Below are 16,358 nucleotides of genomic sequence, written 5' to 3' on the forward strand. Positions count from 1 at the left end.
GTATCTATCCTACCAAAATAGAAACTTTTACGCATAAAGAAAACCTTAAGCAACCCAGAAAAGTCAAGTATACTTGTGAAAGATCAATAAATCGGGCAACAGCAGACATTCTGCACTATGTAAAAATATTTGCGGGAACACTTGAAAAAGCAGCTCTTTTTAAAGCTGCTTTTTGAGGATACATCTGGATAACTGTTATACTTCCTGCTTTTATAATAAGTTGACTCTTCTTGAAATTAATTTACTATTTGGCTCTGCTCCCTTTTGTCTTGGTCAATGCTGTTTTTTTCTTTGAGTGCTTTTCTTCTCCAATAGGTAGCGAGTATGGGTCCGGAAATATTATGCCAAACACTGAAAATGGCACTTGGAACAGCAGCAATAGGAGCAAAGTGAGCTGTTGCCAATGTAGCACCCAGCCCTGAGTTCTGCAGCCCGACTTCCATGGATAGGGCTTTTTGCTTTTTGAACTCCAATCCAAATATTTTAGCAGTTAAGTAGCCTAAAGCTAAGCCGAGTATATTGTGCAAAATGACAACCGCAAAAATCAAAAGGCCGGTTGCAGCTATATTTTCCTGATTTCCTCCAACTACTGCAGCAACAATGGCGACAATAGCAATAACGGATACTAAAGGAAGAACCTGGACGCTTTTTTCCACCTGTTTACTGAAAAATGCTCTTAGTGTAATTCCCAAGACGATCGGAATAATCACTACCTGCACGATATCCCAAAAGAGGGCACCTGCAGAAACCGGGAGCCACTGGCTGGCCAAAATCCACACCAATAAAGGTGTCATAATCGGTGCTAAAATTGTAGACGCTGCGGTGACACTAACCGATAAAGGGGTGTCTCCTCTGGCGAGATATGTCATGACATTAGAAGCAGTGCCGCCAGGACAGCAGCCAACAAGAATCACTCCCACCGCCACTTCCGGGGGAAGCTGAAATCCTATAGCAAGTACGTAAGCGATGAGAGGCATAATTATAAATTGTGCCCCTGCACCTATAGCTACATCTTTTGGTCTTTTGAAAACTTCCTTAAAGTCTTCGGCAGTCAATGTCAATCCCATCCCAAACATTACCACACCAAGCAGTATGGATATGTAGGGGGCAATCCAAGTAAAAGTTTCCGGTGAATAATAAGCAATGAGAGCAAACAAAAGGACCCAAACGGCAAATGTATTTCCTGCAAATTGACTAAAATTTGCCAGCTTCTGCATTTCATTTCCTCCTTTTTCATGTATTATAAATTAACAGCTTAAATCTGATTATATAGAAAATTTTTGATAGTACAAGTGTATTTACAGAAAAAGTATAAATATAAAATAAACCCTGTATGTTGGGTAAATGTTCTATATAGAGGGCAAGCTGGAATTCATTTGATTTTAACTGAGCATAGTCTTTCGGACTACTGTATCCTTATACATCTGTTATGATAAAATTAATTTGGTGCTGGATTGACTTATTGCAAGGAGGAGAAAAAATGGAATCATTACAGGTCGGCAGAGCAAAATTAACATGGCTGAACGGCGGCGTAAATTTTCTTGATGGTGGTGCTATGTTTGGTGTAGTTCCAAAACCGTTATGGGGAAAAAAGTATCCGTACAATGATAAAAATCAAATTGAACTAAGAACAGATCCGATATTGCTGCAGCTGGACGGGAAAAATTATCTCATCGATACCGGAATGGGCAACGATAAATTAACGGACAAGCAATTGCGTAATTTTGGTGTCAAGGAAGAGTCTTCAGTGGATACATCTTTAGAAGAACTTGGACTTACTGTACGGGATATTGATGCGGTGCTGATGACACATTTGCATTTCGACCATGCATGCGGTTTGACGAAAAAAGACGAACAGGGTGAATATGCCCCTGTTTTTGAAAATGCGAAAATTTTCACTTCTGCTGTCGAATGGCATGAAATGATAAAGCCGAATATCCGGTCAAGAAATACATATTGGAAGATGAACTGGGAGCCAATTGTCAGTCAGGTGGAAACATTTGAACAGGAGATAAAAATTACGGAAAGCTTAAAGATGGTCCATACTAGCGGACATAGTGACGGGCATTGTATTATCATTTTTGAAGACGGCGAAGACTGTTTTATTCATATGGCGGATATAATGCCAACTCACGCTCACCAAAATAAATTATGGGCACTTGCCTATGATGATTATCCTGTTACATCTGTACACCAAAAGGAAAAATGGATGGACTATGGGTATCAAAAACAGGCCTGGTACACGTTTTATCACGATGCTTATTATCGTGCAATAAAATTTAATGGAGAAGGAGAGAAAATAGAAGAGTTAAAGCGGCGGCGTTATGCGTATGGGGATAAATAGCATAAGATCAATTCGTTTATTTTTTCGAGTACCCGAAACTATTTTCGGGTGCTCTATTTTGTTCCATACATACTAAAAAATATTTAGCAAGCTGCTCAATAAATTGTTTGATTCTTATTCTCAATTATTAACAGTGATTAAATTATTGTTTTTCTTTGCGTGATATATTATTATTTACGTATTGATGAAAAAAAGTGCTGTGACTTGTTCATTATTTCACTAGTAGGAGCAATGTTGCAAAGCTCGATGTTTCTGGAAGGAGAATCATTTTGAAAATAGGAATAGATAAAATAGGATTTTACGCACCGCATTTATACTTGGATATGAAAAAATTAGCAGCAGCAAGAAATATAGATCCGGATAAGTTCACCATAGGGATCGGCCAGGAAAAAATGGCACTGCCGCCAGTCACCCAGGATTCGGTAACACTGGCTGCAAATGCCGCGCTTAATATGCTATCCGAGAAAGATAAACAGGCAATAGATTTTGTTATTTTTGGTACGGAATCCGGCATTGACAATTCAAAATCAGCCGGTGTTTATGTTCATCATTTACTCGGGATTAATCCCCGTGCGAGAACAGTAGAAGTAAAACAGGCATGCTACGGCGCCACAGCAGGTATTCAGATGGCAAAAGGACATATTGCTTTAAATCCTGACAGTAAAGTGCTGGTGCTTGCTTCAGATATTGCCAGATACGGCCTTAATACGGGCGGAGAATCAACACAGGGAGCCGGAGCAGTAGCACTGCTCGTCAGCAAGGATCCGCAAATTATGGCTCTTGAGGACACCAGTACGTATATGACAAGTGATATTATGGATTTCTGGAGACCGATATATTCGGATAAAGCATTCGTAGATGGAAAATTTTCCAATGAGCAGTATATTGCATTTTTCTCCCAAGTATGGGCAAACTATAAAGAAAAAACAGGCCACAGCATTAAGGATTTTGAAGCCCTGTGCTTTCACCTGCCATACACCAAGATGGGTCTGAAAGCATTAAGAACTATTTTTGACGAAGGCAGCGAGGAAGATAAAGAACGTTTATTTGATAATTACCAGCATAGTGCACGCTATAACCGGGTTGTCGGAAACATCTATACCGGCTCGTTGTATTTAAGCTTATTATCATTACTTGAAAACAAGCAAAATCTAAAAGCCGGTTCACGGATTGGTCTTTTCAGTTATGGCTCGGGTGCAGTTGGCGAATTCTTTACAGGTATTTTGCAGCCTGGTTACCGGGAGCATTTACAAATGGAGCACCATACAAAGCTGTTTGAAGCAAGGCAGGAAGTGTCAGTAGAGGAGTATGAACAAATTTTTGAGGAAACATTGCCTGTGGATGGCTCCACTATTGAACTGGACATCGAAAAAGACCCGGCGGCAATTTGCCTGGCAGGATTGGAGAATAATAAGCGTCAGTATATTAATAAAGTTAATTAAGATAGACTCCGGGAAAGCGGGATGTTTTTCCGGGGTTTAAGTTTTTATCTTTTTTAGATTAATGCAGATAATTAGGGTATGCCATAATAACAGGTTGTATAGACTTAATACAAAATCATTAATGCAGGAAGTGTTTAAATGACTAAGTGGGAATATGCAGTAGAGACATGGACTTTAGGGATTACATCAGCAGATCGCGAACAATTTGAAAATACGCTGAATGAATTTGGCAACGCCGGCTGGGAGCTTGTGAATATAATTCCTCAGGTTGGAGGATCATGGGCAGGAGGAAATGTTAAAGTCGAGTTCAATCAGATGATTTTTAAAAGAAAAGTTGCTGATGAATAAAATTAAAATATCCGGCTAAATTTAGAGCGTGTTATGAATTGTTTACTCAAAACACGCTCTATCTTTTAATTAATTCGATTATAGTTTGCTGTACAGCATCTTCTGATTAGAACGTGCAGAATCCTATTTTCAAATTATGGAACAATCTATCCATCAAATTAACAACTTAATTCGTCTCGATCGAATCAATAACCGTGCCTGTTTCTACATCCACATAAAACTCATATTGTTTATTTGTCCCATCAATATTGCGGGTAACGCCGCCTTTATATGCATCATACAACAAGCCGTTCTTTTCTACTTCTTCCGGCTTCATGTAAATCCATGATCCGCTGATCGGTCCGCTTTTCTTATATGTTTCTTTTGCTCTTTTCAATGCTTTTTCCGGGGTGATCTTTTGCATGTTTTCCATTTGCTGGCCGGCTATGTATCCAACTATAACTCCTATCCCTGCAGCAAGAGCTACTCTTTTGACACCCATTTTTCTTTCACCTCTTGTAAGTGTTAAATTTATTTATACTTACCCCATAGTATACAGGAAAGCAATTAAAATAGAAAATCAAATAAACAAACAATGGGACAGTGGAAAAAAATAATAACTTTCCGTTATACTTAAAGAAATACATAGAAATTCGGAGGGATTACATGCACCAGGAAACGAAGGATTTATTTAAAAACTTGACGGAGCTGCAGGGAGCTCCGGGAAATGAACAGCTGGTAAAAGATTTTATGAGAAAGGAACTGGAAAAATACGCTGATGAGATCATTCAGGATAATCTCGGAGGTATTTTCGGCGTGAAAAACGGGGAAGGGCCGAAAGTAATGGTTGCCGGTCATATGGATGAAGTTGGTTTTATGGTTACCCAAATCACAAAAAATGGCATGATTCGCTTCCAAACACTTGGCGGCTGGTGGAATCAGGTATTGCTTGCACAGCGTGTACAGGTAATGACGGATAATGGGCCTGTAGTTGGCGTGATCGGCTCTATCCCGCCGCATAATTTAACACCCGAACAACGGAAAAAGCCGATGGAAATAAAAAATATGCTGATTGATATCGGAGCAGACGATAAAGAAGATGCCGAAAAAATCGGCGTAAAGCCCGGACAGCAAATTGTTCCCTTAACACCTTTTACACCAATGGCCAATGAGAAAAAAATTCTGGCAAAAGCTTGGGATAATCGATATGGTTGCGGATTATCCATAGAATTATTAAAAGAACTGCAGCATGAAACAGTGCCAAATCAACTGTATTCGGGTGCCACGGTGCAAGAGGAAGTCGGTCTTCGGGGCGCGCAGGTTGCAGCAAATATGATTCAACCGGATATTTTTTATGCGCTGGATGCCTCTCCGGCCAATGATGCAAAAGGTGATGAAAAAGAATTCGGCCATATTGGAAAAGGGGCATTGCTCAGGATTTTTGACCGTACAATGATCACGCACAGAGGGATGAGGGAATTTATTCTGGATACAGCGGAATCCAATAACATTCCGTATCAATTCTTTATTTCCCAAGGAGGCACAGATGCAGGACGTGTTCATATTTCCAATGATGGTGTGCCTTCTGCAGTTGTTGGTATTTGCTCACGCTATATCCATACTTCTGCATCGATTATTCATGTGGATGATTATGCAGCAGCAAAAGAATTGCTTGTAAAACTTGTAAAGCAAACGGATCAAAATACAGTAGAACAAATCAGACAGGCATAACAGCAGCAGAAATGGATGGTTGATCATGAATGTTAAGGTTGGTTCCATAAACCCGGCAAAAATAAAGGCAGTTCAAGCTGTATTTTCCGATAAAGAAATCTTTGGTATTCAGGTTTCATCAGACGTTTCAGCACAGCCTTTTTTTGATGAAGAGACAAGAGAGGGAGCAATAAATCGTGCAATGAAATGCACGGAACAATATCCTTCCTCCATAGGAATTGGTCTGGAAGGCGGTGTCATGTATGTGAATGAACAGGTTTATTTGTGCAATTGGGGAGCATTGGCGACTCCTGATAAAGACCTTTTTACAGCAAGCGGGGCGAGAATTTTACTGCCTCCGGAAATTGTTGATCAATTGCAGCGCGGCTTAGAGCTGGGGGATGTTATGGACAGCTATGCAAAAAAGAAAAATGTCCGCAGCAGGGAAGGGGCTGTTGGTATTTTTACCAATGACCGCGTTTCCCGGGAGGGGATGTTTGAACATGTTGTCTGGTTATTAAGAGGTCAGATGGAATATTGGACAGGAAAAAAGCAGCGGTAAACCCGCTGCTTTTCATGTAATTATTCGTAAATATAAGCAATAACATCCAGTGCCTGTTCGACTGTCTCCACAGTAACATTTGCTTTATTGGACAGTTCTTTTAATGGATGAACAAGTGATTGGTCACGGACAATAATCGTAGGCTTTCCCATTGTAATAGCGGCACTGGCATCCATTGCGGTATTCCACTGCTTGTATTTTTCCCCGAATAAAGCCAGGACAACATCTGATTTTTGCATTAATACCTGGGTACGAAAGTTATTAATACTGGATGCTGCATCATCCCGGTGCACATTATCCGGCTGCTTACCTAAGATGGCATCCCCAACATCATCTGACCGATCATGATTTGTCTGGGGTGCAACAAATTTTAATGGCAAATCCTTCTCCTTGGCAATTTTTTTAACATCTTCACGCCAGTCATCGTGAATTTGGCCTGCTAAATAAACCGTTAAATCCATCCATATCCCTCCATTGTTTTTTATACCTCTATCTATTATAGTAAACAATATCTATGCTATTTTAAAGCATTTGCTATGACATGGACTGCACTTATGAGATAATATACAAAAACAGGGCGATACCGTATCGTTTTTACCAGCAAAATCGCATAACACAATTAACATTGTTATAAAAATCGGGAGGGAAGAAAAAAACGATGGAACATTTACAGTCAAAGGAACAATTTGTGGAAAAAACAAAGGAAAATAAAGTTGTCATGTATTTTACCGCAGGCTGGTGCCCGGATTGTACGTTTATTGAGCCTGCCTTACCAGAAATGGAAGAGGCGTTTTCCGATTATACTTTTGTACAAGTGGATCGGGATGAATTTATGGACATCTGCCGGGAATATGACGTATTCGGCATACCAAGCTTTCTCGTTTTTCACCAAGGGGAGGAAGTAGGAAGGTTTGTCAGTAAAGATAGAAAGACCAAGGAAGAAATTACCCAGTTTCTAAGTGAGCTTCCCGTATAACAGATTCTGGATGCTTGAGAATGAGGAGGCAAAAATATGAAAATGACGACAGTAAAATTAAAAAATATACTTAAAGAGCGTTTCAGCAACGAAAATTACCGAACTTCCTATAACAGGGATAAAGATACGTTTCGTGTGGAATGGAAGGATTCGAAGCAGGGAATCACCATTACACTTCCCAATGTTGTTTCCAAATATGACGAGCGGGGCAAGGTGGCCATTGATGATTTAACGGAGCATGTGGAAGAAGCACTGCGCATCATGAATGAAGAGCATCACCTGTCCGGCAAAGAGAAACATATTTTTCCGGTCATCCGCGCCACTTCCTTTCCGACCGAAACCAAATCCGGCGAAAAAATGGTATATAAAGATCATACGGCAGAAACCCGAATTTACTATGCCCTTGATTTAGGCAAGTCCTACCGGCTTATTGATGAAAGTCTGCTGGAAAAGGAAGGCTGGACAAAGGAAAGGATTGATGAGGTTGCTGCATTCAACTTGCGCTCCCTGGAAATAGATTATAAAAAGGATACTGTAGCGGAAAATGATTTTTATTTTGTTGCGAAACAGGATGGCTATGATGCAAGCCATATTTTAAATGAGGCATTTCTGGAAGAAATGAAACTAAATGCCAAAGGAGAATTGGCTGTTGCCGTTCCGCATCAGGATGTACTCATTATTGCTGATATCCAGAATAAAACCGGGTATGACATTTTGGCTCAAATGACAATGAAATTTTTTGCAGAAGGCCGTATTCCGATTACCTCACTGTCGTTTATTTATGAAGATAAACATCTGGAGCCTATTTTTATTCTTGCAAAAAACAGACCGGAAAAGAAATAGAGGGGATGATTGTGATGGACGTATTTTATAATTACAAGGGAATTGGAGATGTGCTTATATTCCCGATCCATGAGGGAGACCGCGAACATATAAAAAATGAAAAACATGGGGATGTTGTGAAAATAACAGATCTCGAAGGCAATATTACCGGGTATAATATTTTCAATGCTTCCCGCTATTTTACTTTGGATTCTGCCGGAAAAATTCCTTTGAATAAGGAAATGGTAAATAAAATCAAACAGGTTTTTGAAGAGAATGGCGTTAAAGATGAATTAAATGTTGATCTTAGTCCGAAATTTGTTGTCGGTTACGTAAAGGAGAAAACAGGCCACGAAAATGCCGATAAATTAAGTGTATGTCAGGTTGATGTTGGAGAGGAGCTGCTTCAAATAGTCTGCGGCGCACCGAATGTAGATCAGGGCCAGAAGGTTGTTGTTGCCAAGGTCGGTGCGATGATGCCAAGCGGAATGAAAATTAAACCGACAGAATTGCGCGGGGTGCCTTCGAATGGTATGATATGTTCACAAAAAGAATTGGGTTTGCCAAATGCGTCAAAGGAAAAAGGCATCTATGTGCTTGATGATACGTATCAGACAGGAGAACCATTCGAGTTTTAGCATGGACATGAGATCGTGAAATAATGAATGACAATCTTTATGAAAATGGGTTGTCATTCTTTTTGGCTGTCATCGGGTTGCCGGTAATTATCTATAAACTGTGTGAAGCCGGCGTACTTTTCAGCTTATCGCTTTTTCTCTAAAATGTTTCGGCAAAACAACGCTAATAATGCTAAACTAGAAGTAATTGCAAGAAAAGAAATGAGTGAAAAACATGTGGGGTAATTGGAAAAAGAAATTAGGGAAGCTTTTTTCAGATCATGAAGCGGATGAACAGCAGGAAATAAGACAGGAAAATAGAAATCCGAATATAAAGGCTAAAATGACCTATCAATACCCAAAGGAAAAACCTTTTCGTTTTCCTGTCATCCCTGATCAACAAACAGAACGTAAAACCAATGCAGAAAGGCCTGCCTATGAACGCAGAAAGCCAGATGCAAGGATTCAGCCGATAAATACAATGAAATCGGAACAGAGAAACACAAATAAAGTATATAAAAAGAATAAGGACGAGCCATTTACACCGACCGAGGTTCCATCCCCGATTTATGGGTACCAGCCGCGCAGGAAAAATAAGGAAATTGAAGATGTGCCGGCATATAAGCGAAAAAGGGAGAAGAGAATGGAATCCTTAAAAGATGAAGAGACAGCCTTTGCAGAAATTACAGAAGAAGGGATTCATCAAACTGCTGCTGGAATCATTACAGGTGAGAATAATCGTAATGAAAAGATGAGCGGACAGCTGATGGCCGGGGAATCTGCAAAAGGAACAAAAGGGCAGATAGTAACAGAAGATGCTGTTACTGACAATTCACCAGCAGCCGATATACAGCACCCCGGTAAAAATGCTGCAGCAAAGCGGGAAAAAACAGATGACCAGAAAAAAAGTGAGATCCCCGTTGAGGAGAATATAGAATTTCAACAGCAGGACCCGCAAGTAGATCAGCAAAATTCACAGAAAAAAACAATCCATCAGCAATCCAGTAAAAAAAGCGATACATACCGTAAGTACAGCCGGAAAAAACATCGCAATCAGCAGGGATCCAATAAAGTTCCATTCAATGTCATGATGACACCGGCGGATAAAAAGAAACAGCTGGAGCGGGCACAGCTGCAAAAAACAACCGTTTCCGAAACCAAGACAAACGATCGCATCCCGTTTCACTTGCTTGATGATAAACAGGAATCTTCAAATGGAGATCATCGTTGGATTCGCCAGCAAAGAGAACTGCTGGAGCAAACTTTGAAGCACTTTAATGTGAAAGCACGTGTAGTGAATGCTGTGCAAGGTCCAACAGTAACCCGTTTTGAAGTTCAGCCTGAACTCGGCGTGAAAGTCAGTAAAGTAAAGAATCTAAGTGATGATCTAAAATTGAATATGGCAGCAAAGGATATCCGGATTGAAGCGCCCATACCCGGAAAGCGGACCATCGGGATTGAAATCCCAAATAAAAAAGCACAAAAGGTTGGCCTGCAGGGGATTTTTGAAACGGATGCCTTTAAAAACAGCATTTCACCGCTTACGATTGCGCTGGGTTTAAACATTGAAGGAACACCGCTTATAACAAATATCCAAAAAATGCCTCATGGACTGATTGCCGGTGCTACAGGCTCAGGAAAAAGTGTTTGCATAAACACTATCCTGGTTAGTCTTTTGTACAAAGCAAATTATGAAGATGTGAAATTCCTTTTGATTGACCCGAAAATGGTAGAGCTTGCTCCATACAATGGTATTCCGCATCTTGTTTCTCCTGTCATTACAGATGTAAAAGCAGCGACCCAGGCATTGAAATGGGCAGTTCGGGAGATGGAAGAGCGCTATGAAAAATTTGTGGAAGAAGGAGTCCGTGACATTGAAAGGTTTAATCAAAAGATATTAGGACAAGAAAGACAGGATGAAAAGATGCCGTTTATAGTCATCGTCATTGATGAGCTTGCTGATCTTATGATGGTTGCACCACAGGATGTGGAGGATGCCATAAGCCGAATTGCCCAAAAAGCAAGAGCATGCGGCATTCATTTACTTTTGGCTACACAGCGTCCATCGGTGGATGTGATCACCGGACTGATTAAAGCAAATATACCGACAAGGATTGCCTTCAGTGTCTCCTCCCAGGTGGATTCACGTACCATTTTAGACACATCCGGTGCCGAGAAGCTGCTGGGCAAAGGGGATATGCTGTTTATTGAAAATGGTACGGGTAAAAGTATTAGACTGCAGGGACCGTTTGTTTCCGACGAGGAAATTGAGCGTCTCACCAGTTATGCGAGAACACTTGCAGAACCGGATTACTTATTTGAACAGGAATCACTGTTGAAGGAAGTTTCCATGGAGGAAACAGAAGATGAACTCCTGCAGGATGCGATAACATTTGTCTTAAAACAGCAAAGTGCAAGCACCTCATTACTGCAGCGTCACTATAAAATTGGCTATAATCGTGCAGCGCGACTCATCGATACATTGGAAAGCAAAGGTATTATCTCCGGCCAAAATGGCAGCAAACCGAGGGAAGTACTTGTTACACAGGCCCAATTGGAAGAAAATTATTAGTGCATATCTCCGATTGAAATGACGGTATTCTATGCCAGCTGAATTTAAATGGAAAAAAGGGTGAAGAACAAGTGGCGGATGAACATCTATGCCCACTAATGTATAGAATGTGGTAAAAGCAACGTGCACTTAAGGCAATGAATACTGATTATTTAACGTAACCATCCCTGCTTTACACGGTATAATCAAAGAAGGAAGCTGCATTCATCGACAGACCTGCATGCAATTAAAGGTTGATTGGCATGTATAGCCAGTAATGCTGAGTTTTTATCAATAAGTTAATTTCCGTAAGTAATGTCCCCCGGCTATTTCTATTTCATGAATAAATGGAAAGTGGGCAACGGGAGAATAAATAGGAGATACTTTTGCTTGGGCGGCATGTGAATGGCAATCCACTTTAAAGTTTGGATGGCTGGTCTGCGGTTAATTAGTCATTTATGGAAAAGCGAAAATATATTTTCATCCAGCACATATTTTGATATAATGTGAAAATAGGTGTGAACAGACATATGACTTTCAGGCTATATTAGTAATTGTGGTTTAAAATAACTAAGGGAAACATGCAATTTATAATTTAAACGAAAATACGTATAGATAAAATTCGATTAATTGGAAGACCGCAGCCGTTGACATGTATCAAATATGGAACAGGTTTCCTTACAGCATATTTTGGAGGTTCTTTTTATGACAACTTACCATTTTATTGGTATAAAAGGGACAGGAATGGCTTCTTTGGCACAGATCCTGCATGATTCAGGAGAAAATGTGCAGGGCTCAGATGTGGAAAAACGTTTTTTTACACAGAAGTCTCTGGAAGACAAAGGTATTCCGATTCTCCCTTTTTCTGAAAATAATATACACGGGGATTATACCGTTATTGCAGGCAATGCTTTTGCTGATGATCATATCGAAATAAAAAAAGCGAAAGAACTGGGAGTAATATTTTATCGTTATCATGAATTTTTGGGTGAATGGCTAAAACAATATACAAGTATTGCTGTTACCGGTGCCCATGGAAAGACATCTACTACAGGTCTTTTATCTCATGTTTTACACGAAGCATTCCCTGTTTCCTACTTAATTGGGGACGGGACCGGAAAAGGGCACGTAGATAGCCGGTATTTTGTTTTTGAGGCTTGTGAATACCGCAGGCATTTTTTGCAGTATGAACCGGATTACGCCATCATGACAAATATTGATTTCGATCACCCGGATTATTTTACAAGCATTGATGATGTATTTGATGCATTTCAATCAATGGCTGACAGGGTGAAAAAGGGAATTATTGCCTGCGGGGATGACGAGGAACTGCAGCATATTCAGACAAAGGTGCCTATTGTATATTACGGATTTAATGCTTCCAATGATTTTCAGGCACAAAATGTGCAGGAGACTAAGGAAGGCACGGAATTTGATGTGTTTGTCAGAAACACATATTATGATACATTTGCGATTCCGATGTATGGCGACCATAACATTTTAAATGCATTGGCAGTCATTGCAATTTGCCATTACGAGGATATGAACGTGGAAGACATTAAGAAATTAAGTACCTTTAAAGGGGTTAAGCGCCGGTTTACCGAAAAGAAAATCAATAATCAAATTGTTATTGATGATTATGCGCATCACCCAAGGGAAATTTCAGCTACCATTGAATCCGCACGCAAAAAGTATCCTGATAAACCGGTCGTAGCTATTTTTCAGCCGCATACATTTACAAGAACAAAAATGTTTTTACAGGAATTTGCTGATAGTTTAAATGAGGCAGATGACGTATATTTATGCGATATTTTCGGCTCCGCCAGGGAAGAAACTGGTGTGCTGACTATACATGATTTGCAGGATTTGATTGAGGGATGCTCCATCCTGGAATTAGCGGACACAAGAGTATTGGAGTCACACGAGGACAGTGTACTCATATTTATGGGGGCAGGAGATATCCAAAAATTTCAGGAAGCATACGAAAATACGGTAACTGCCTGAACGATAGTATAGTAAATCTTTCAAGGTTTGCTATACTGTTTTTTATTTAAGGATATAGAATTTTTTTGTCCGCTGAAATTTTTTGCATAAGGTGTATAAGAGTCTATTACTTAAGATTTATGCCATTTAAGTCTGCAATGCAAAGCATAGGGACTGCCGGGACAGCAAAATACGCTTTTAAGAATCACATTCACGATAACCAAGCTTCCAATAATAGAAGGAATTCATACATATTTGTCGAATGGTTAATATATAAAAGATAGGTATGCTTGCTTTTTTACCTTTAAATTTGTTTCAATAGAATAGAGAAAGGGTAAAACTTATGTAATCGAAGGCTTTTAATGAGATGGAGCGACCGGCATCAGGAATGGTACCTAACATTTATAGTTATCGCATCCAGGTTATGAGGACACCTGTTATTCTATCAGATCAGCCTTTATTAAAGACCCTGGCCACGACGACACCGTACATTCTTATTCAGATACAGTAAAGGGAGTGAGAGCAGAAATGGAAATCATGTTGTATATTGCAGCATTCATCGCAGTAGTTGCTTTTGTGGTACTGGTCGTGTATGCGGTCACTACATTTAAACAAGTTCAAAAGACGATGAGCAATGTCACGGAAACATTGGATGGTATTGAGAAGCAGATGGAAGGTGTTACTGACGAGGCAACACAGCTGCTTAACAAAACGAACCAATTAGCTGAAGATTTAAATCAAAAATCCGCAAAAGTGGACGGGTTATTTGATGGCGCGAAAAGCATGGGGAATTCAGTGAAAAACTTTAACCATTCACTGCAGCAATTATCAAACAGTATATCAAAAACAGCATCCGAAGATCCGGAAAAGGTTTCTCAAGCAGTAAAATGGGGATCAGCAATTATTGATTTATGGAAGAAAAAGAAAAAATAATCAAGAGGAGGAATTGGAGATGGCAGACAACAACATAAACACAAAGGATTTTATTATTGGTACATTAATTGGAGGAATGGTTGGTGCAGCGGCTGCATTATTATTTGCTCCGAAAACAGGGAAAGAATTGCGGGGCGACATTAACCAGGGCGCGAGCCAAGTCAAGGACCGTGCGATTGAATTAGGCAGCCAGGCACAGGAAAAAGGTACTGTCTGGAAAGATAAAGCCTACACTACTGGTGCAGAACTAAAGAAAAAAGCAATGGATACAAGCTCAGAACTTACGAAAAATGCCACAGAAAAGACAAAAGGATTTACTGAGTCTGTAAAAGGAAAGATTGAAGAAAAGCGCAGAAGAAGTGAAAGTGCAGTGGACAAGGCTGCAAATGAAGCAAAGGAAGCAGTGGAAGAAGTGGAAAAAACAGGAGAAGCAGCGCAAAAAACGCAATAAAAAGCATGTAATTTGTTATTCAAATGAGGCTGGGACAGAACACTAAGTAATCATAGAAAAGACGAACAATCCACTATATTAGCTCCGGAAATATACGTAGACTCCTGCGGGAGCAAAGGCATCGGTAAGACCCCACAGTGCATTAGCACGAGGAGGCTTACCAGCCGCCCGCGGAAAGCGTAGTATATTTCCTGAGCGGGTTTTAAGTGCAAAGTATAAGGATGTTCGGGTTTCTGTTTACTAAAATTGTTTTGTCCCAGTCTCATTTTTACATAGTGGAAGAGATTTCCAATATCCGGGACCGGAATTGAATATTTTTCAGAAAATTCATTGTGCTCATTTTTTAGATAAAAAAAGCAGGCATCTTGAAAGGATATTTTTGCTTTCATAAAAAAACTTAATTTTATTATCGACAAAGAAAACATAATTAGCTATAATGGTGACTAATTATAAAATTTTAACTGAGTTGAGGGAGAGATGAGCTATGGCAAATATTAACGAATTGCGAAAACAGCTGGATGACGTGAATGCGGATATGTTATCCTTGATTAACAAACGCGCTACACTTGTTCAGCAAATTGGTGAAATAAAATCAAAACAGGGCACAAAACGGTTTGATCCCGTCCGGGAAAGAGATATGCTGAATAAAATTACTGCCCAGAATGATGGACCGTTTGAGGATGCCACGATTCAACATATATTTAAAGAGATCTTTAAGGCAGGACTTGAATTGCAGGAAGATGACCACCGAAAAGCACTGCTTGTTTCCAGAAAGAAAAAGCCGGATAATACCATTATTGATATCAAAGGTGCAAAAGTAGGAAATGGAAACACCCAATATGTGATGGGCCCATGTGCGGTTGAAAGCTACGAGCAAGTGGAACAGGTTGCAGAAGCGGTTAAAAATAAAGGTTTAAAATTATTGCGCGGCGGGGCGTTTAAGCCAAGAACCTCACCATATGACTTCCAGGGACTAGGTGTTGAAGGACTGCAGATTTTAAGGAAGGCAGCGGATAAGCATGATCTTGCAGTAGTCAGTGAGATCATTAATCCCGCGCATATCGAAGAGGCATTGGATTATGTGGATGTGATCCAAATCGGTGCGAGAAATATGCAAAACTTTGAACTCTTAAAAGCAGCGGGTGACGTTGATAAGCCAGTATTGTTAAAACGTGGCCTCTCCGCAACTATTTCTGAATTTATAAATGCTGCCGAATATATCATTTCCCGCGGAAACGGAAATATCATTCTTTGTGAAAGAGGCATCAGAACGTATGAGAAAGCGACAAGAAATACGCTGGATATTTCTGCGGTGCCTGTATTGAAGAAAGAAACACACTTACCGGTGATGGTGGATGTAACACATTCAACCGGAAGAAGAGACTTGTTATTGCCTACGGCTAAAGCAGCCATTGCCATTGGTGCCGATGGCGTCATGGCAGAAGTACATCCGGATCCTGCTGTTGCCCTGTCCGATTCTGCACAGCAAATGGATATTCCAACGTTTAATGACTTTATGGATGAGCTCCTTGCCATGGATCATCGTATGAAAGCAGTGGAAACCCGTTAATTAATACAGTGAAAAGTATTTTATCTCAAACCCTAAGAAATAAAGGCTGCCATCATAAGTTTGGCAGCCT

Annotated in this window: 16 protein-coding genes; 13 read left to right on the forward strand and 3 right to left on the reverse strand. The window is 40.1% G+C overall.

Annotation, left to right across the window (positions count from 1 at the left end; translation table 11 throughout):
• Nucleotides 1-236: 236 nt before the first annotated feature.
• Entirely contained in the window at nucleotides 237-1,217 is a 981-nt protein-coding gene (locus GHD25_RS12275) for a bile acid:sodium symporter family protein (protein ID WP_164217249.1), read from the reverse strand.
• A 263-nt stretch (nucleotides 1,218-1,480) separates the two neighbouring features.
• Here GHD25_RS12275 and GHD25_RS12280 point away from each other — a divergent pair, with 263 nt between their 5' ends.
• The 3 genes from GHD25_RS12280 to GHD25_RS12290 all read left to right on the forward strand — a co-directional run bounded on the left by GHD25_RS12280 (nucleotide 1,481) and on the right by GHD25_RS12290 (nucleotide 4,134).
• Nucleotides 1,481-2,344: a YtnP family quorum-quenching lactonase gene (locus GHD25_RS12280; RefSeq protein ID WP_164217251.1), complete on the forward strand. Its 864-nt coding sequence runs from the start codon at nucleotides 1,481-1,483 to the stop codon at nucleotides 2,342-2,344.
• Nucleotides 2,345-2,613: 269 nt separating this feature from the next.
• Complete coding sequence (locus GHD25_RS12285; RefSeq protein ID WP_164217253.1) at nucleotides 2,614-3,786, forward strand: hydroxymethylglutaryl-CoA synthase; 1,173 nt, start codon at nucleotides 2,614-2,616, stop codon at nucleotides 3,784-3,786.
• 138 nt (nucleotides 3,787-3,924) lie between these two features.
• A complete protein-coding gene (locus GHD25_RS12290; RefSeq protein WP_164217255.1) occupies nucleotides 3,925-4,134 on the forward strand; it encodes a DUF4177 domain-containing protein in 210 nt (69 codons plus the stop codon).
• 166 nt (nucleotides 4,135-4,300) lie between these two features.
• Here the strand turns inward: GHD25_RS12290 and GHD25_RS12295 are convergent, their stop codons facing one another.
• Complete coding sequence (locus tag GHD25_RS12295) at nucleotides 4,301-4,615, reverse strand: PepSY domain-containing protein (RefSeq protein WP_164217257.1); 315 nt, start codon at nucleotides 4,613-4,615, stop codon at nucleotides 4,301-4,303.
• Nucleotides 4,616-4,779: 164 nt separating this feature from the next.
• Here GHD25_RS12295 and GHD25_RS12300 point away from each other — a divergent pair, with 164 nt between their 5' ends.
• Nucleotides 4,780-5,844, forward strand: coding sequence for a M42 family metallopeptidase (locus tag GHD25_RS12300; RefSeq protein ID WP_164217259.1), 1,065 nt, complete (start codon nucleotides 4,780-4,782; stop codon nucleotides 5,842-5,844).
• Between the two features lie 25 nt (nucleotides 5,845-5,869).
• On the forward strand, nucleotides 5,870-6,385 hold the full coding sequence (locus GHD25_RS12305) for a DUF84 family protein (RefSeq protein ID WP_164217261.1): 516 nt from the start codon (nucleotides 5,870-5,872) through the stop codon (nucleotides 6,383-6,385).
• A gap of 20 nt (nucleotides 6,386-6,405) precedes the next feature.
• Here the strand turns inward: GHD25_RS12305 and GHD25_RS12310 are convergent, their stop codons facing one another.
• A complete protein-coding gene (locus tag GHD25_RS12310) occupies nucleotides 6,406-6,846 on the reverse strand; it encodes a YtoQ family protein (RefSeq protein WP_164217263.1) in 441 nt (146 codons plus the stop codon).
• Nucleotides 6,847-7,043: 197 nt separating this feature from the next.
• On the opposite strand from GHD25_RS12310, the gene GHD25_RS12315 reads away from it, so the two are divergent.
• The 8 genes from GHD25_RS12315 to GHD25_RS12350 all read left to right on the forward strand — a co-directional run bounded on the left by GHD25_RS12315 (nucleotide 7,044) and on the right by GHD25_RS12350 (nucleotide 16,288).
• On the forward strand, nucleotides 7,044-7,361 hold the full coding sequence (locus GHD25_RS12315) for a thioredoxin family protein (RefSeq protein ID WP_164217265.1): 318 nt from the start codon (nucleotides 7,044-7,046) through the stop codon (nucleotides 7,359-7,361).
• Nucleotides 7,362-7,397: 36 nt separating this feature from the next.
• Nucleotides 7,398-8,204, forward strand: coding sequence for a DUF1444 domain-containing protein (locus tag GHD25_RS12320; RefSeq protein ID WP_164217267.1), 807 nt, complete (start codon nucleotides 7,398-7,400; stop codon nucleotides 8,202-8,204).
• Between the two features lie 14 nt (nucleotides 8,205-8,218).
• On the forward strand, nucleotides 8,219-8,821 hold the full coding sequence (gene ytpR / locus GHD25_RS12325) for a YtpR family tRNA-binding protein (protein WP_164217269.1): 603 nt from the start codon (nucleotides 8,219-8,221) through the stop codon (nucleotides 8,819-8,821).
• Nucleotides 8,822-9,035: 214 nt separating this feature from the next.
• Entirely contained in the window at nucleotides 9,036-11,372 is a 2,337-nt protein-coding gene (locus tag GHD25_RS12330) for a DNA translocase FtsK (protein ID WP_164217355.1), read from the forward strand.
• A gap of 684 nt (nucleotides 11,373-12,056) precedes the next feature.
• Nucleotides 12,057-13,355, forward strand: a complete 1,299-nt coding sequence (gene murC / locus GHD25_RS12335; RefSeq protein WP_164217271.1) for a UDP-N-acetylmuramate--L-alanine ligase — start codon at nucleotides 12,057-12,059, stop codon at nucleotides 13,353-13,355.
• A 507-nt stretch (nucleotides 13,356-13,862) separates the two neighbouring features.
• Nucleotides 13,863-14,267 (forward strand): DUF948 domain-containing protein, encoded by a 405-nt coding sequence (locus GHD25_RS12340; RefSeq protein WP_164217273.1) that lies wholly within the window; start codon nucleotides 13,863-13,865, stop codon nucleotides 14,265-14,267.
• A 19-nt stretch (nucleotides 14,268-14,286) separates the two neighbouring features.
• A complete protein-coding gene (locus GHD25_RS12345; protein ID WP_164217275.1) occupies nucleotides 14,287-14,718 on the forward strand; it encodes a YtxH domain-containing protein in 432 nt (143 codons plus the stop codon).
• Between the two features lie 484 nt (nucleotides 14,719-15,202).
• Nucleotides 15,203-16,288: a bifunctional 3-deoxy-7-phosphoheptulonate synthase/chorismate mutase gene (locus tag GHD25_RS12350; protein ID WP_164217277.1), complete on the forward strand. Its 1,086-nt coding sequence runs from the start codon at nucleotides 15,203-15,205 to the stop codon at nucleotides 16,286-16,288.
• Nucleotides 16,289-16,358 lie beyond the last annotated feature (70 nt).

Source organism: Virgibacillus aidingensis, assembly GCF_010994035.1.
Lineage (GTDB): Bacteria > Bacillota > Bacilli > Bacillales > Amphibacillaceae > Virgibacillus_N.

Bases quoted from the DNA above. Each gene is read 5' to 3' on its own strand.
- GHD25_RS12330 (WP_164217355.1), top strand. From the start codon at position 9,036: ATGTGGGGTAATTGGAAAAAGAAATTAGGGAAGCTTTTTTCAGATCAT.
- ytpR (WP_164217269.1), top strand. From the start codon at position 8,219: ATGGACGTATTTTATAATTACAAGGGAATTGGAGATGTGCTTATATTC.
- GHD25_RS12280 (WP_164217251.1), top strand. From the start codon at position 1,481: ATGGAATCATTACAGGTCGGCAGAGCAAAATTAACATGGCTGAACGGC.
- GHD25_RS12275 (WP_164217249.1), bottom strand. From the start codon at position 1,217: ATGCAGAAGCTGGCAAATTTTAGTCAATTTGCAGGAAATACATTTGCC.
- GHD25_RS12345 (WP_164217275.1), top strand. From the start codon at position 14,287: ATGGCAGACAACAACATAAACACAAAGGATTTTATTATTGGTACATTA.
- GHD25_RS12290 (WP_164217255.1), top strand. From the start codon at position 3,925: ATGACTAAGTGGGAATATGCAGTAGAGACATGGACTTTAGGGATTACA.
- GHD25_RS12310 (WP_164217263.1), bottom strand. From the start codon at position 6,846: ATGGATTTAACGGTTTATTTAGCAGGCCAAATTCACGATGACTGGCGT.
- GHD25_RS12305 (WP_164217261.1), top strand. From the start codon at position 5,870: ATGAATGTTAAGGTTGGTTCCATAAACCCGGCAAAAATAAAGGCAGTT.
- GHD25_RS12350 (WP_164217277.1), top strand. From the start codon at position 15,203: ATGGCAAATATTAACGAATTGCGAAAACAGCTGGATGACGTGAATGCG.
- murC (WP_164217271.1), top strand. From the start codon at position 12,057: ATGACAACTTACCATTTTATTGGTATAAAAGGGACAGGAATGGCTTCT.
- GHD25_RS12300 (WP_164217259.1), top strand. From the start codon at position 4,780: ATGCACCAGGAAACGAAGGATTTATTTAAAAACTTGACGGAGCTGCAG.
- GHD25_RS12340 (WP_164217273.1), top strand. From the start codon at position 13,863: ATGGAAATCATGTTGTATATTGCAGCATTCATCGCAGTAGTTGCTTTT.
- GHD25_RS12320 (WP_164217267.1), top strand. From the start codon at position 7,398: ATGAAAATGACGACAGTAAAATTAAAAAATATACTTAAAGAGCGTTTC.
- GHD25_RS12295 (WP_164217257.1), bottom strand. From the start codon at position 4,615: ATGGGTGTCAAAAGAGTAGCTCTTGCTGCAGGGATAGGAGTTATAGTT.
- GHD25_RS12315 (WP_164217265.1), top strand. From the start codon at position 7,044: ATGGAACATTTACAGTCAAAGGAACAATTTGTGGAAAAAACAAAGGAA.